Origin of the sequence: uncultured Parolsenella sp., assembly GCF_934660935.1 — a bacterium.
GTDB lineage: Bacteria > Actinomycetota > Coriobacteriia > Coriobacteriales > Atopobiaceae > Parolsenella.
This window is the reverse complement of the sequence record NZ_CAKUIH010000011.1, coordinates 31,443-46,213: the sequence shown is the minus strand read 5'-3', so window position 1 is coordinate 46,213 and position 14,771 is coordinate 31,443. Positions and strand designations below refer to the sequence as shown.

Genomic DNA, 14,771 nt, shown 5'->3' with positions numbered 1-14,771 from the left:
GGGCCCTGTCTCTCATGGAGCGGGCAACGGGATTCGAACCCGCGAATGACGGCTTGGGAAGCCGTTGCCTTACCACTTGGCGATGCCCGCATGCCGGATGATTCTAACACAGCAAGCGTCCGCTGGGAGAGCACCAGGTGCGAGAAGAGGGCGCTTGGCAGCAAGGCGTGATGCCATGTCATCCGTCTGAACTGGCCTTTTCCGGCTTTCAACAATCAAAGTGGTGCCGCAGGAATGAAGCGGTTGTGGATGCGCAAGAATGTGGCTGCCTTTAGTACCGCTCACAGGCCAAACGCCAACGTTTACCGCCGACCTATTAAGACCGCAGAATTCACCTCATCCCGTAGCTGCGCGGTAAGAATCCTGTCGGCAGGCATACCCATTCTTGTCAGGTCCCCTCCCTATGCTCCTTCCACCAACGCGAAAGGGAGGAGCGGATGAAAACGACGAAGAACAGGTCCCGGACGAGGAATGTCCGCACGATAAGGTCGCGCGGCGCGGACCAGATGAGGGGTGGCGCATTCCCTGGGCCCGGTCATGCGGGCCGTGCCCAGGCACTTGGCGGCGTCGAGCGCACGCGAGTGGCTGCGTCGCCACGGCACACCACGGAGGCGGCGCAATGAGGGCGGGTCAGTTCCGCCTGCCGAAGGAGAAGCCACGTCGGAGATGGCCGATCCTGGTGGCAGGATTTGTCGCGTGCGTGGGAGCGGCGATCGCCGTCGTTCTTGGAAGCGGGATCGACTTTGACACCGGGGCCCTCCTCACCTCGGCCCGAGAGGGGCAGAGCCGCGAGGAGATCCAGGCTGAACTCGACCGTGAAGTCGCCGAGAACATGATGACGGTGAGTGTTCTCCCCAACCTCAAGCTCGATGAATCAACCCATGAACTGCAAGTTGGCCTCGAAAACGTCGGTGACAACAAGTTTGCCCAACGCTTCGTCATAACCCAGGGCGACACCTGCGTCTACGAGTCTGACCCTCTCATGCCGGGGAAGCGGATCGAGACCGTGCGAGCGCCCAAGGCGAAGGAGGGCACCGCTCGCGTCGAGGTTCAGGCCCTCGATGCGGAAACCCTCGAAGACCACGGGTCGCCCACCGCGATCGAGGTGGAAGTCATCCCCGTAACGAACCTCGACGCAGGCGAAGAGAGTCCCGGCGCCAGCGAGGCGACAGCCAGCTCGCCCGGCGCCACAAACGCGGCGGCTTCAGCGACGACCACCACAAAGCCACTCGACTCGACGGCCGGGACCTCCGTGTCCGGCGCGAATCCTGTCACCAACTAACGCCGTCAGCGGGGCATTCCCCCGACACAACGAAAGGAGATCAAATGAACGCACGAGACACACGTCCTGAGGAGAGGTTCTGCCGGCAGTGGGTGCCCCTGGCGTTGAGACGCCTCGCCGTGACCGCCGCGGCGGGCGCGACCCTTGCCACGCTCTCCCCCATACCGGCAATCGCAGCGGAGGGCAACACCGGAAACACCAAGGTGACCGTCCAGGCGGATGACAGCAACCTACGCTTCAAAGTGCCAACCGTCATCCCATTCGTAGCTGCCTCCGACGGCACGCTCACCGGCCCGACCGCAGACGCGACGCGCATCGAGAACCTCTCCGCCTACGGTCTCAAGGTCACCAACGTGAAGGTGACCTCCAACAACGGATGGAACCACACGGAGGACATCTCTGCCGCAGACGACTCCATCGATTGGTCCCTCGGGCCTACCGGAGCGCCCGTCCGTGCCGCCGCCGCGGCCACAGATAACGGCATCGACATCACGAGCCCCCAGTGGAACATGACCTACCAGAGCGACGCGGTCGAAACCGACGACATCAAGCTCGAGACCTCCGGCACCGTCGGGCGAGTAGCCACGGATATCTCCTCGCCCGTCCACATCGGTACCGTCACCTTCACCCTCGCCCCTGGCGCCCACGGCGGCGAACAGGCAACGTCATGAGCCGTAAGCCGGTGAGGTGCGCCATATCCACCGCCCAAAAACTGCTTGGCAGCATCTTCGCCTGCCTGGCGCTTGCCCCAAGGGTCGCTTTCGCCTCAGAAGGCAGCACCGACGTTACCTTGAGGGGCGTCACCGCCCCTCCCGAGATTTGGGATGGTCCTGCCGGCGTCCTCGCACAGACTGGCTCCGGAGGCGGAGTGTGGGGACGCATCACCGTCGGCGTCGTCCTCGTTGCCATCTCGCTCATGCTAATGATCTATTTGGGAAGGAGGAGAAAGCACCATGCGTAGGCTTAGGAAGGTCCTCGCCGCACTCGCAACGGTAACGTGCCTCGCGATGGCCTTCGTACCCAGCGCTGCTTTGGCAGACGATATCGAGCTGCTCGACGACGACGTAGTGGTCACCTTTCCCCAACAGCAGACGGGACCTCTTCCGAGACGCGCCCCCGCGAGAGCCCAGTCTTCGCCAATCGGTAAATGGGTTGAGGTCAAGCGCAGCGAGGGCAGCACGGCTATCCAGACCTGTGCCTACTACATCCATCCCAACGCCAACCTCGAGGGAACCGTTCAGGTCGACATCAAAACCGAGATCTATTGCAAGAATGGCAGTGCTTGGTGGACAACGACGAAGACCATCTATGACAACGGCACCCAGTGCGCTTACATCGGGCCCGATTGGAATTCCAAGGCTTATAAAGGGGACACAATCTCCCAAAAGGCCAGCTTCGCGGTGCGTGGTGGAGGAAGCCACCACATCACATCGGTCGAGAACATCTTCCGTGACTCGGCGGGAACAGTAGCGGGCTGGGACTTCTACATCAACATCCCCTATCGCATCTCCGCGGAGGCAAGCGAAGGTGGTTCGATCAGTCCGGAGGGACATAGTCTTGTATCAGCGGGCGACTCAAAGGAGTACACCATCACGCCTTCGCCCGGATGGCGCATCAAGGACGTGCTCGTAGACGGTGAATCCGTGGGGGCCAGGGACACCTACACCTTCTCGAACGTCACTGGCGACCACACGATCTCGGCTGAGTTCCAGAAGATCTGGACCATCACCTTCGTCGACGGAGTCACCGGAGACAAGCTCGGGGAAGAGACCGTCGACGAGGGAAGCGGCGCAACATCTCCCGAGGCGCCAAGCCACGATGGCTGGCACTTCGATGGCTGGAGCGAGGATTTCTCGTCGGTCGGCAAGGACATGACCGTAACCGCAACATATAGCCCGACCATAGCCGTCAGGGTTCCCTCACTGCTTCCTTGCAGGATTCTCTCCGATGGCACAGTGGCGGTTCCCGGCGGTTACGTCATCGAAAACCTATCCGTGGTGGACGTAAGGGCCTCGCAAATCGAAACGACCGGCACGCCCGGCGACGCCTCTTGGCAGCTCTCCGATGCGGGCAAAGTCATCCACTCGTGGGATGGAGGGGATAAACCGGGGGCGACCCTCGAAATCACAAGATCGGGAAGCAAGGAACTCGCGCTCAGCATCTCAAACGTCTCTGGCACGGGTGAATGGAGGCAGCGCGCCCAGGAGGCTGCGACAGGGCCCGTTGAGTTCTGCTCAATCTCCTACACGTTCGAGCGAGCATCGTGAGCCGACGGCTCGCGGGCAGGCGGCAAGGTGGCGCACCTTCTTGTTTCCGTCCCGCGAGCCGCTTGAGGCGTTGGTCTTTCTCGCCAGAGGGGAGGGTGGAGCTTGACGCGTTGGTCTTTCTCGCCAGAAAGGAGAGCGAATGGAAACGGGGCGAAAGAAGACCCCGCTCAGCGACGCGGGACTTGCGGCTGACTTGCCAAGCATCGCGGGATTTGCGTGCTCTATCACGTTGCTACTAACCGGATTGGTCTTGGTTGTTTCTGGAACACATGAAGCCACCGCAGACGAGATAACCGAATGGAGATACGAGCGAGCGGCAATAGAATCTCAAAGCGAATCGAGCGATGGCAGCGCGGAAACATCGCCTCTACCAGACGGTGCCGTGGCATGGCTGCGCGTCAATGGCACCAGCATCGACTATCCCGTCGCGCAGGCTCACGAAAGCGACCCCTTCTTCTATCTGTCTCATGACATCTGGGGCAACCCATCAGGATCAGGCTGCCCCTTTCTCGATTGGCGCTGCTCAAATGCGAGACTTCAAAAGCTCGTCTATGCCCACCGGATGGGAACAACGGAAAGGCAGTTCTCCCCCATTGCCGAGACTTGGCAACAGGAAGAGTTCGACCATATCGGCACGCTCGAATGGAAAACGACCGACGGCATATCTACCCTCAGGCCCCTCTGTGCCCTCAAAGTCGATAAAACGTACCAGAAGATACAGGCATTTGATGCATGCAGTGAGACGGAACTAAGAAACTGGCTTTCAAGCATCCTCTGCGATTCGACCGCGAGAGCGACTGACTCCCGAGCGCTGTGTCTAGGCGCTCAAAAAGCAATCACGCTGGCCACCTGTTCGTCAGAACAAAGTGGCCAGCGTGACCGGACGCTACTCGTGTTTGTCGAGACCCAGCCTACGAGCGGCGAATCGTCTCCATGATGAGGGCGCAGACGTTCTCGACCTGCTCGGGATTCACGTTCTCCGGGACATCATCCGCAGTGTGGGCAAAGGCGGGAAGCTCGTTATCGCCAAGGCCCATGAGCGTGACGGCACGGAGGTGGCTGCGCATGAGCGGAGTCGCCTCGGTGTCGGCCCAGGTGCGAGATAGCTGGCCCAGATCGAGATGGAGGTCAGAGGCGACAGAGGAAATCAGCCTCGCCAGACGGCGGTCTGCGCGGCGAGGAGCACCGAGACCTTCATTCGTGAGGAGCGTGAGATCTCCGGCACCAACGCACTCGAGGTTAATGACGAACGCGCCACGAAGCGACTTGCGGTTCTTGGCAATGAAGTCTTTGATGCCAGCATGTCCAAGCGCGGAAGCGCCGGTCGCGACGAACCAAATGTCGTGAGCACGGAGGTCATCATCGCTCATCGCGAGAATCGCGTCACGAAGCTTGCGATCAACATTGGTTTCGTTGATGGCTTCGATGGTCTCGGCGGGAACCTCGGGCATCGGAGCCTCAGGGTCATACGCTTCGGGCTCGTAAGAGTCATCGGCGTTCTCAGGCTCCTGTGGAGCTTCGGCGACGGGGTTCTCGCCAGGAATGGCATCAAGGCCCGCAGCATCGTCGAGCGGCGCTTCCTCGTCGGAGGATTGCTCGGCCTCCTCCGCAGCGTCGCCCGGACGAAGACTTGAAATCTTGTCCTTGAGGCCACGAAGGTTGACGTTCAGAGCGGCGCCACCCTTGTAGCCACCGCCATGGTGCTCAAGGTTGTCGTCGTTGAAGTTATCCCAGGAACCGATGCCTTCGCCAGACGCCTTGGCATCATAGTCCTCGTCAACACCGAGCCACTCGGACATGGACTCCTGCTGCTGGCGACGTTTCTTCCCGAAGAGTCCGCCCAGGCGCTTCTTTCGAGCGGGCTGTTCCTGATGACTCTCGACCGGAGCGGACAGCACCTGGATGTCATCGGCGATCTGGGGGACGGCGGACTGATTCGCGGGAACGAATTGCGTGGCATCGGCGTCGTCATCGAGGCGAACCGTCGCAGGAGCGACATAGGCGGCAGCCGGGGCGGCCTCAGCAGGGGGAGCGAAGGGATCGTTCTCCTTCGCAAGGGGGTCAGGAAGGTCGAAAAGCGCAGCACGGCGGGCGACGTTACCAGCTGCGGGATGCGCCTTGGGGACATACGTGCTGTGCCCCCACTCCGGATCCTCGACCGCGGAGGGACGCGGGCGCTCGGGACGCGTCGCCTCGGCGGCGTCTTCGTCGCTTTCCTCGGCCATATTGGTGATGCCGGACTGATCGTTCTCGACGGTCGGCCCCTCAGAGACGCTCTCGCCGTCCTCGAGCTGATTCAGGGTCGCGGGGTCAAGGGAGACCTCGGCGGCATCAATGCGGGGGGTGTCGTCGACCACGGGTATGGGCCTGGTGGCATCCGGGTCAGCCTCCTCGGTGACGACCTCCATCGGTGCCGTTGCACCGGGATCAACCGCGTCGTCGTCAGCATCGCTCTGGGCGACGTCGACGACCTCGTCCTCGGGCACGAGGGGAAGATCGGCCGTGGCGGAGGGGTCCGTGATGCGGTCGAGACCCTCCTCGATGTCGGGCTCGTCAACGGGAATGAGACGAACCTCGGGCTCGATATAGGTGATGTCGCAATCCTCAGGGAGGATGCCGAGCTCGCGAAGGATGGTCTCGCCGTGGCGGGCACCGATGACCTCTTCGACCTCGCGGCGCATGGCCGGCTCGCGACGTGCCGGGCGAACTGCAGAGTCGCGAACGGGAGCGCCCTCCTCCGCCTCGTCAGACTTGGACTCGGAAGGAGCGGCAGAGCGCCCGGCAACGGGACTCACGCGATCGAGCACGCCAAGCATGGCTGCAAGCGAAGACTTGTTGTCGACGCCACCGGCGGCATAGGGAAGGAATCGAGAGGCGATGAGGGAGATGCCCCAGAGGAGCATGGGGAGGGCAGCGATGATGCCAATTACCCAGAAGGTGCGGCGGGCAGCCTCGGGGAGGAAGCCCAGAAGCTGAACGAAGACGCACAGGGCGGTAACGCAGACGGTATACGGAGCGGCAACGGCAAGGTACTTCTTGACCACGGCCAGCTCGGGGCGGGAGAGGAGGTCGAGGCGCTGCGTGTCATAGTGAGCCACAATCACGATGGGGCGGTTGCGCGAATTGCCCTCCCCCTCGGCCTTATGAAGGGCGACGACGTTCTGACTGTGAGAGCGCGGGCTCGCCTTCGAGACAACGTCCTTGCCGTTGTAGGTCATGACAAGCAGTGCCACAGAAGCCAGCACGAGAATGATACCGACGGCGAGCGTGGCAACCTGGCCAAGCCCCGCGAGCACGACGCCCACGAACAGGAGCACCATCACAACGCCGTACGGCAGATAGCCAAACGACGGCGCAGTGAAGTCCTGGATCTGCGGGTCGATGCCGTGAGAGGTGAAGACCCCCGCCAGATACTGCGCGCAGTCAAGCTCTTCCTGGCTGCTAGCCGGTGCAATGCCAACCTCAGAGTCGAGAGACTCGAGATATTCCTTCGTAACGCTCATCCGTTCACCTTCCAAATAGCGGTAGCGCCGCTACCTGCAATCGTTGGTCAAGAGTATACGTCTGCCTGCACATTTCGCAGGGCGGGGGCATCATATGCGGCATCCCTGCACGGTAAGTGCTCAAGGGTCAGTGACAAGAAACTAAAAACGCCAGATCCAAATCATCGCAAATAGCAGGCAATAACGCATCATCGGTCAGTCTAGGAAGCAGAAGCAGCCTGGGTTGTGGAGGAATCCAGCGCAGACGCATCGCCCACCGCCGAATCTTCGGCGGTGCCCGTGGTAGTTGCCGTGGCTGAGCCCGGCGTCGAAGACGCACCCGCGGGGTCAGTCGTGGCCACGCTGACTCCAACACCCTGATACCTACGCACGAGGGCGTCGGCCTCGGTTGCCTTCTGCTGAGCGGCGAGATAGCTCTCGCGCTCGGCACTCGTCAGCCGCGTGTACGGATCGAGGAAAACGTCGTTGGTCGTTGCGGGCAGGGCGGCAGCAAGCTCGGATGCCGCGGCGTCCGCCTCGTTGTATTTGGTGACGCACTCCCCTGCCCTCTCGAAATCGCCGGACAGAATCGCCGAGTCAGCTTCGAGCATCAGCTGCGCCGCTTCCAGCTTTTTGGATAGGTAGGCCTCGTAAGCACTGTAATCGGCATCTCCAAAAGCCGACTTTGCCTGTCCGAGCAAATCGTTTGCCTCGTTAAGAAGGGAGATTGCCTCATTGTCGATAGTCACCGGCACGTTTGCATCCGTCTGCTGGCTCTCTTGCCCAGCAAGGTGCTTCGCGTACTCGTTCGCGGCGGTCGTCGCCTCTCTGGTCTTCGCATCCGCCGAAGCCGCCTTGGCGAGGGACTGCTCGAGCAGATTGCGCGCCTTGCCCACAGAGGCGTCGACGCTCACGATTACCTGCCCGGCTCCGAGCATGGACTTACGCGCCGAAATCGAATCATCTAGCGCAGAGAGGACCGCGCGTTGATCATCGTCGAGGAACTCGTTGAGGCCGCGAGCACGCGAAATGTGATCGGAAGCGCGCGTAAGCGCCTCGGTCGCGGACCTCGATCCAGAGCTGAGTTGCTCATCCGTAAAAGAGGCGGTGTCGCCAATCGGAGAGCTCACGGCATCGTTAACCTCAACGATCACGGCATCCGCCTCCTGGACGGCCTTGATCGCGAGGTTAATCTGTTCGCGAGCTTGCATGCCACCGGTAAGGCAGCGCCATGCGAAGAATCCTCCCGTGCCAAGCGCCACCACTACGGCCAATACGATGGCCATTCTCGCAGCTAGGGGAAGCCCGGACTTTTCCCGCGCCCCGTCACGCACATGTGCGCGGCGGCGGGCATGGCTAGCGGGCCGACTGGCTACACGACGGCCTCTGCCATCGTTGACAACGCGATCTCGACGACCGCCGGCGCGCCCGTTTGCACCTCTCGTGGCCAAATAATGTCCCCTTCCGCGAAACACCGGTCACACCGGGGTGGAATAACACATAATAAAATGTGGGAACACCCAGGAGTGATCATTGCTGACATGGTAACAGCTGTCGGAGCACCAACCTCAAGTGAGGGGGACACCATGGCCAAAAGCTCCCCGAATAAGGGCGGTCATATCGGTCACCGCGAAGTCCTACGCACTCGCGTGGCCCTCAAACTTGCTGAAGGCACACCGCTGACTGGTTCTGATCTGAAGGACCGCTTCTACGGTGATGTCGCCGTCACGTCGTTCCACAAGACATTTGGACGCGATTGCCTAAAGCTAGAGGAGGAAGGCATCTTCCTCGTCGAGGAAATCCATGGCACCGCCAAGAGCTATCGACTCGACGGGCAGCGCTCTCTCGCCAAGCCCACGGCAAAAGCCGACGAGGACGCTCGTATCCTCGGCACGCTCTTCCGCCCGCTCGCCGAAAGCCCTTCCACCGCCGGACGGCGAACCCTCGGAGAGGCCATCCCTCGCGTAACGCTGTCCACCTGCGCCGGTCCCGGCGATGTCGCCTCTCCCAAGACGGATTGCGATCCGTTGATTCTGGAAACCGTGGCTAATGCCATGCGCTCCAGGATTCCCGTCGAGCTCACCTATCAGGCCGTCGCAGACAAGCGCCCCAAGAAGCGCATCCTGCGCCCCATGGGCATGTTTTCGCTCAAGGGTTCCACGTACGTTGTGGGCCTAAGCGAACGCGAGGGTAGAGATCCCGCAATGCGCACGTACAACCTATCTCGCGCTACGAGCGTCAAAGTGCGCGAGGACGATGATCGCTACGAAATCCCTGCGGACTTTGACATCAATGACTGGCGCCTCCTCCCCTTCGAAATTGGAGACGACCACGTCAAAGCCGTTCTTTACGCTGGGCGAGACGCGGTCAAGGCGTTCAAAAAATCAGGGCCAAAATCCGGAGCGATCCAAAGTCGCCAGGGTGGCGCTTGCGTGTGGACCGGCATCGTAAAAGACGTCGATGCGGCAGCGAAGTGGTGTGTTGAGCGGGGCGTTTGGCCTCTTGAGCCCACTGAACTTGTCGATTCCTGGAGGGGACTTCTCGAGGGGGCGATTTCATGACGAGCACCATTGATAAGCCTCGCGCGCAGCGAGGGCGTCCCGTCGAGCGCAGGCTAAGCGAGATGTTGTCTGTCGTCTTCGCCCTTTGGCGCGCCCATGGCACCACCAACCCCGCCGACCTCGCACGGCTCCTCGGCATTACCGAGGGAAGGGTTCTGGAGATCTTGAACGATCTCGCCAACGGCGCACCGGCAAAGTCGGACTCCCCCTCCGAGCCCATCGTCTCCTTCTATTCGCTCGAGGGGTCGCGTGGCGACATCTGCGCCACGGCAGCCACAACCCACCCCTGGCGGCTACGTCTCACGACCGAACAGGCAAACGTTTTTGCAGACGCATTCGACCTCCTGGGGTTCGCCGAGAATGACCCCCTTCGAACCGAATTCGAAGACACTTTCTTCCCCACCCGCTACGTCCGCACGAACGAGCCGCTTGACTCGGAAGTCTCAGCCGAAGCCCACCAAGCCCTCGTCGCCTGTGCGCACTCCATCGTCCGCGGAACGCGAGAGAACGACGAGAACACAGAGGTTGAGCAGCCTCCCATCACCTTCAAGTACCGCGGGGAGAATGACACGCTCGTTAAGACGCGCCGCCTCGTCCCCCTGTCGCTGCGCATAGGAGACGATGGCTGGTTCATTGATGGCTATGACCTCGACGCACGAGCGGCTCGCACGTTTAGGGCCGAAGGCATGTCTGACGTCAAACTTGAGGATAAGCCCGTCCACGCGCGCGTTTCCGGGGCAGAACGGCCGGATATGGGCGTGCTGAGACTCACCTGCACGCCCCTTGCAGCCAAGACCGTACTCTCTTGGGAGGGTGCCGTCGCGGCAGGCGAAAACCCAGACGGTCACATCCTCGTGGATGTTCCCTACTTTCGCGCCGACTGGCTCCCCCGCCACATCCTCGCACTCGGTAGCGAGGTCACCTTCGAGGACAGGGATCCGGGCCTTTCCGAAAGTGACAGTCCAAGCGTGCAACTTCGTGCGGAGATGCGCGCCACGGCACGACGCGACCTCGACAAGGCGGCGCGCAAGCTTGCAAGCTATCAGTCCCGGAAATGATCAGGTCACACGCTTTGTCGTGGGAATAATTCGACGGCGCGCATAATCGCAGCGGAGAGCCACATAGCCACGACAATCATCGCTTCAGCGAGCGGGCGGGGACGAAACCGAATCATCCCCGCCCGCATCTTAGCGACCATCCGCCTCTAGTGGTTCTCTCTCCACGACTCCAGATATCGACCAACCATATCGGCGCCGAGCACCGAAACGTTCGCCGACGGAAGAGACCTCACGAACGTCTTTCCGTAGCCCTTCGTCGTGATTCGGCTATCGGCGAGAACGAGTACGCCCGTATCGGTCGAGGTACGAATGAGACGCCCCGCAGCCTGTTTGAGCGAAATCACGGCCTCTGGAAGGCTCCAGCGCCTCCAGGCCTGGCGGTCCCTGCTCGAACGCTCCTGAGACAGAGGCTCCGCGGGACTCGAGAACGGAAGCTTGGGGATAACGACGCAGCGCAGGGTATCGCCCGCGGCATCGAATCCCTCCCAGAACGACTTGAGTGCCATAAGGGAAAGTGACTTCTCGGAAACGAACTTCTCGCGCAGCCTCCGCGTCGAGGAGCCACGTTCCTGCATCGCGACCTCGATCCCAGCCGCGGCAAGTCTGTCGGAGAGAGCCGCGTATACCTGCTCCATCTCTCGGCGGTTCGTGAACAGCGTGAGCACCGAGCCGCCCATCGCAACGTGCACGTCATACAGCAGGTTCTCGAGCGCAGCCAAATATCCGGAATCGCGCGGATCGGGAAGGTCGCGGGCGACGACCACAGACATGTTCCTGTCGAAGTCATAGCAGCTAGGCAGGGCAATCTCGCGATGACGAGCCGCGGGCAGGCGGTTGAGACCCATGGACTCCTCAAAGTGTGAGAAGTCCCCGTCAACGCTCATCGTGGCGGAGCAGAACGTAACGCTCCGCATCTCGGGATACCAGCGGTCTGCAAGCTCCTCGCCCACATCGAGCTTCTCGGCAACGAGGCGCTCGAAACCTTGGCGTCTCTTCGCTCGAGAAACTTCGGCGGAGCATACGTACGAGTCGTCCTTGCCCTCGACTATCACACGGCACGCCTTCGACATTTCCTCGAGCTGCCTGCAGGCGTCCGCAAGGTCACCAGGCAGGTTCTCGATGGCTGCCGAACAGACGCGCTGTGCGCCCTCCAGGTCATGGCGCGCGGCATCGAGACGGTCAATGAGCGCAAGACCAGCCTCGCTGACTGCGGCCCACTCGTCGGTCGAGCGGTTCTCATCACCAAGCCAGACGTTGACCGTGTCATAGCCGTTGCCTCCACGGGCGAGGCGAATGAGACCCCTCACCGCATCGAAGAAATCGGCAGAGGCGACACTCGCGCGCTGGGTGCTGCTCGCACCCTTCGCCAGGAGCCCCATCGCCGGCATTGCCGCCTCGCTACCCGCGGCGAGCGCGGAGAACGAAGCGATGACGCCGGTCTTCGTGCCACCAAGGGACTCAAAGAGCGCCCGCGCGCGCTCCGCGGAGACCTCGAGCGCCCATTGGCGACGGGCCTCGTTCTCAAACGAGTGGGCCTCGTCGATGACCCAGTTTCGAACCGGAGGCAAAATCTTGCCGTCTGCCTCGACATTTCTAAGCAGCAGCGAGTGATTCGTGACAACGAGGTCAGCCGACGCCGCGCGGCGCCTGGCGCCATGGAGCATGCAGAGGTTGGGATAGAAAGGACAACGAGAGCGTTGGCATTCTCCTGACGAAACCGTGAGCATGCTCTTTGGGACGCTTCCCCACCTGATGCCAAGCGCGTCCAGGTCGCCCTCGACGGATTGGCATGCGTAGGCATAAGTCACCGCGATCGCAGTGAGCATGTCCGCGGCAATCGTGGCGTCCGAGCGGCCATTCTGCCTCGCCTCGCCCACGGGAAGGTCACCGGAGGCGGCCCTTCCCAGGCGGCGAAGGCATGGATAGTGGTCATATCCCTTGAGGCAGGTGTAGCTCACTCCCCCGGGCAACGCTCCCGAAAGCGTCGGTAGCTCATGGGAAACGAGCTGATCCGTAAGCGCGTTCGACTTAGTGGCGACACCACACGTGACGTTGTTTTTCTTCGCATAGAGAGCGAGCGGCAGGAGATAGGCCACCGATTTCCCTACACCCGTGCCAGCCTCGATGGAGCGGAGCGTCTTGCTCTCCAGCGCCGAACGCACTTCCTCGGCCATCTCCACCTGGCTCGAGCGCGCTTCATAGCCCTCGTACATGGAGGCGATGACACCATCGGGGCCAAATGCCTGGGAAACCTCGTCGCGGGAGGGTGCGGTCGCAGAAGTGGGCTTTTCATCCACATCGGGCCTCATCGAAACCTTGAGATCGCCTACGAGCTCGCGGCGCGCACCAACGAGGGAGAACGGCACACCGGGATTCGCGAGGGCCAGGTGAGAGAGAATGGGTCGATAGGCCCACTCGACCTCGGGGTGCATGTTGGCGAGGACCTCGAGCAGACCAGCAGGCAAATCCGTGAGGGCACAGAGGATAATCCTCCACATGCCCGCCAGGGCCTCCACGTCATCCATGGCGCGGTGAGTCACGGAGTCGCAGCCAAATGCCTCGGCCATATCTTGGAGCTTGTGCGTCACAAGCCTGGGCAGGGCGATGCGCGAGAGGGCGAGGGTGTCGACCCACATGTCGCTAACCTCTCGCCCGCCGGAAACACGCTCGACGAAGGTCCTGTCGAAAGTCGCGTTGTGAGCAAGCACGGGTGCGCCACCAACGAACTCCGCCAGACTTGCGACCGCTTCTTCTGGCGTCGGGGCATCCGCAACGTCAGCATCCGTAATGTGCGTCAGCGCCGCGATGTTCTTTGGTATCGGCATGCCTGGGTTTACGAAGGTGCGGAAGGTCTCCACCACTTCCCGCCCACGCAGGCGGGCCGCGGCAATCTCCGTAAGCTGGCAATCCGCGAAAGATAGCCCAGTGGTTTCCGTGTCGAGAACCACGACGTCTTCTTCTAGCAGGCCGAAATCCTCGACCTTCGCACGCTCGGCGAGGCGGCTATACGCAGCCGCGACGCTTTCCGGCGTCTCCGGAAGAAGAATGTCTGCGATTGTCTTTCTGCCGTTATTCTGTCCCTGCTCTAGCACTCGACTTCTCCCGGCATAGAGGTACGCGGCTTATCGGACGTACCGCGAGCGCCACGCTCGAGCGCCAGCTCGACGAGGTAACGGCACAGGTCCGGGAAATTCCTGCCCGCGCGGCGCGCGGAGTCGGGAAGCAGGGAGGAACCGGTCATGCCGGGGATGATGTTCGTCTCGATAATGTAGGGCTCACCAGACTCGTCCACGATGAAGTCGCTGCGTGAGGCACCCATGCAGCCAAGCGCGACATGGGCCCTGCAGGCAAGCTCCTGAGCGCGATCGACGACGGCATCCGGAAGCTCAGGCGGGATGACATGGTGCTTAGAGGGATCCTCGTACTTGACGTTTGTGTCATAGAAGGCAGTCTCGTAGCGAATCTCAACCACGGGCAGAGCCTCGGGCTTCGAGTTGCCCAAGACGGGTACCGTAATCTCGGTTCCCTTCACCGCGCTTTCGATGAGGACGCGCGTATCAAACTTAAACGCCTCGTCGATAGCGGAGGCGAGCTCTGTGGCATCATCGACGCGAGAAACGCCATTGCTCGAGCCGCTCGAGACGGGCTTGACGAAGAGGGGAAGGCCAAGCGCGGAGACAATGGAGTCCAAATCGACGTCATCCCCCTGGAAGAGGCAGACATCCTTCGGCGTCGGGATGCCGTGCTCGCGATAGATATCCTTGCCCATCGCCTTATCGGAGGCCACGGCACTCGCAAGTACTCCGGAGAAGGTATAGGGAATGCCGAGGAGCTCGAGGAATCCCTGGACGCAGCCATCCTCGCCATAGCGACCATGAAGCGCCACGAATGCAACATCGTAGTTGCCACTCGCGATCGAGGTCACGAAATCAGGGGCGGCGATATCAAAGATATCGACGCTCGAGAATCCAGCTTCAGCGAGGGCCTTGGCGCACTCGCGGCCACTCGTCAGGGACACCTCGCGCTCGTCTGACCAGCCGCCGCACAGTAGTGCCACCTTGCACTCAGTCACGTCCATTGTGTCGCTCCAGTCCATCTGGCCGCTAAAGCTGCGCAGATTG

General features: G+C 61.6%; 11 protein-coding genes and 1 tRNA gene. 7 read left to right on the top strand and 5 right to left on the bottom strand.

Annotated features, from left to right (window positions below):
* Nucleotides 1–15 precede the first annotated feature (15 nt).
* A tRNA-Gly gene (locus Q0H23_RS06520) sits at nt 16–90 on the bottom strand.
* 529 nt (nt 91–619) lie between these two features.
* Here Q0H23_RS06520 and Q0H23_RS06515 point away from each other — a divergent pair.
* The 5 genes from Q0H23_RS06515 (at nt 620) to Q0H23_RS06495 (ending at nt 4,486) form a co-directional block, all read left to right on the top strand.
* A complete protein-coding gene (locus tag Q0H23_RS06515; protein WP_293836819.1) occupies nt 620–1,282 on the top strand; it encodes a hypothetical protein in 663 nt (220 codons plus the stop codon).
* Nucleotides 1,283–1,326: 44 nt separating this feature from the next.
* The gene (locus Q0H23_RS06510) at nt 1,327–1,953 is read left to right on the top strand and encodes a hypothetical protein (RefSeq protein WP_293836817.1); all 627 of its coding nucleotides are present in this window, start codon (nt 1,327–1,329) and stop codon (nt 1,951–1,953) included.
* Nucleotides 1,950–2,243: a hypothetical protein gene (locus Q0H23_RS06505; protein ID WP_293836815.1), complete on the top strand. Its 294-nt coding sequence runs from the start codon at nt 1,950–1,952 to the stop codon at nt 2,241–2,243. Before Q0H23_RS06510 ends, Q0H23_RS06505 begins: the two co-directional genes overlap by 4 nt.
* Nucleotides 2,236–3,549, top strand: a complete 1,314-nt coding sequence (locus Q0H23_RS06500; protein WP_293836813.1) for an InlB B-repeat-containing protein — start codon at nt 2,236–2,238, stop codon at nt 3,547–3,549. Before Q0H23_RS06505 ends, Q0H23_RS06500 begins: the two co-directional genes overlap by 8 nt.
* A 139-nt stretch (nt 3,550–3,688) precedes the next feature.
* The gene (locus Q0H23_RS06495; RefSeq protein ID WP_293836811.1) at nt 3,689–4,486 is read left to right on the top strand and encodes a class B sortase; all 798 of its coding nucleotides are present in this window, start codon (nt 3,689–3,691) and stop codon (nt 4,484–4,486) included.
* Here the strand turns inward: Q0H23_RS06495 and Q0H23_RS06490 are convergent.
* Together Q0H23_RS06490 and Q0H23_RS06485 are read right to left on the bottom strand one after the other, a co-directional pair.
* Nucleotides 4,461–7,052: a M28 family peptidase gene (locus Q0H23_RS06490; RefSeq protein ID WP_293836809.1), complete on the bottom strand. Its 2,592-nt coding sequence runs from the start codon at nt 7,050–7,052 to the stop codon at nt 4,461–4,463. The genes Q0H23_RS06495 and Q0H23_RS06490 overlap by 26 nt on opposite strands.
* Nucleotides 7,053–7,252: 200 nt before the next feature.
* Nucleotides 7,253–8,317: a hypothetical protein gene (locus tag Q0H23_RS06485; RefSeq protein WP_293836807.1), complete on the bottom strand. Its 1,065-nt coding sequence runs from the start codon at nt 8,315–8,317 to the stop codon at nt 7,253–7,255.
* A 300-nt stretch (nt 8,318–8,617) separates the two neighbouring features.
* On the opposite strand from Q0H23_RS06485, the gene Q0H23_RS06480 reads away from it, so the two are divergent.
* Both Q0H23_RS06480 and Q0H23_RS06475 read left to right on the top strand, forming a co-directional pair.
* On the top strand, nt 8,618–9,592 hold the full coding sequence (locus Q0H23_RS06480; RefSeq protein ID WP_293836805.1) for a WYL domain-containing protein: 975 nt from the start codon (nt 8,618–8,620) through the stop codon (nt 9,590–9,592).
* Entirely contained in the window at nt 9,589–10,650 is a 1,062-nt protein-coding gene (locus Q0H23_RS06475; protein ID WP_293836803.1) for a WYL domain-containing protein, read from the top strand. The genes Q0H23_RS06480 and Q0H23_RS06475 overlap by 4 nt, the downstream gene beginning before the upstream one ends.
* A gap of 146 nt (nt 10,651–10,796) precedes the next feature.
* Here the strand turns inward: Q0H23_RS06475 and Q0H23_RS06470 are convergent, their stop codons facing one another.
* Nucleotides 10,797–13,742, bottom strand: a complete 2,946-nt coding sequence (locus Q0H23_RS06470) for a helicase C-terminal domain-containing protein (protein ID WP_293836801.1) — start codon at nt 13,740–13,742, stop codon at nt 10,797–10,799.
* On the bottom strand, nt 13,736–14,728 hold the full coding sequence (locus tag Q0H23_RS06465) for a D-alanine--D-alanine ligase (RefSeq protein WP_293836799.1): 993 nt from the start codon (nt 14,726–14,728) through the stop codon (nt 13,736–13,738). Before Q0H23_RS06465 ends, Q0H23_RS06470 begins: the two co-directional genes overlap by 7 nt.
* Nucleotides 14,729–14,771: the final 43 nt, after the last annotated feature.

Excerpts from the sequence above, each read along its gene's own strand:
- Q0H23_RS06500 (WP_293836813.1), top strand. The coding sequence starts at position 2,236 with ATGCGTAGGCTTAGGAAGGTCCTCGCCGCACTCGCAACGGTAACGTGC.
- Q0H23_RS06480 (WP_293836805.1), top strand. The coding sequence starts at position 8,618 with ATGGCCAAAAGCTCCCCGAATAAGGGCGGTCATATCGGTCACCGCGAA.
- Q0H23_RS06485 (WP_293836807.1), bottom strand. The coding sequence starts at position 8,317 with ATGGCCATCGTATTGGCCGTAGTGGTGGCGCTTGGCACGGGAGGATTC.
- Q0H23_RS06510 (WP_293836817.1), top strand. The coding sequence starts at position 1,327 with ATGAACGCACGAGACACACGTCCTGAGGAGAGGTTCTGCCGGCAGTGG.
- Q0H23_RS06495 (WP_293836811.1), top strand. The coding sequence starts at position 3,689 with ATGGAAACGGGGCGAAAGAAGACCCCGCTCAGCGACGCGGGACTTGCG.
- Q0H23_RS06490 (WP_293836809.1), bottom strand. The coding sequence starts at position 7,052 with ATGAGCGTTACGAAGGAATATCTCGAGTCTCTCGACTCTGAGGTTGGC.
- Q0H23_RS06475 (WP_293836803.1), top strand. The coding sequence starts at position 9,589 with ATGACGAGCACCATTGATAAGCCTCGCGCGCAGCGAGGGCGTCCCGTC.
- Q0H23_RS06505 (WP_293836815.1), top strand. The coding sequence starts at position 1,950 with ATGAGCCGTAAGCCGGTGAGGTGCGCCATATCCACCGCCCAAAAACTG.
- Q0H23_RS06515 (WP_293836819.1), top strand. The coding sequence starts at position 620 with ATGAGGGCGGGTCAGTTCCGCCTGCCGAAGGAGAAGCCACGTCGGAGA.
- Q0H23_RS06465 (WP_293836799.1), bottom strand. The coding sequence starts at position 14,728 with ATGGACGTGACTGAGTGCAAGGTGGCACTACTGTGCGGCGGCTGGTCA.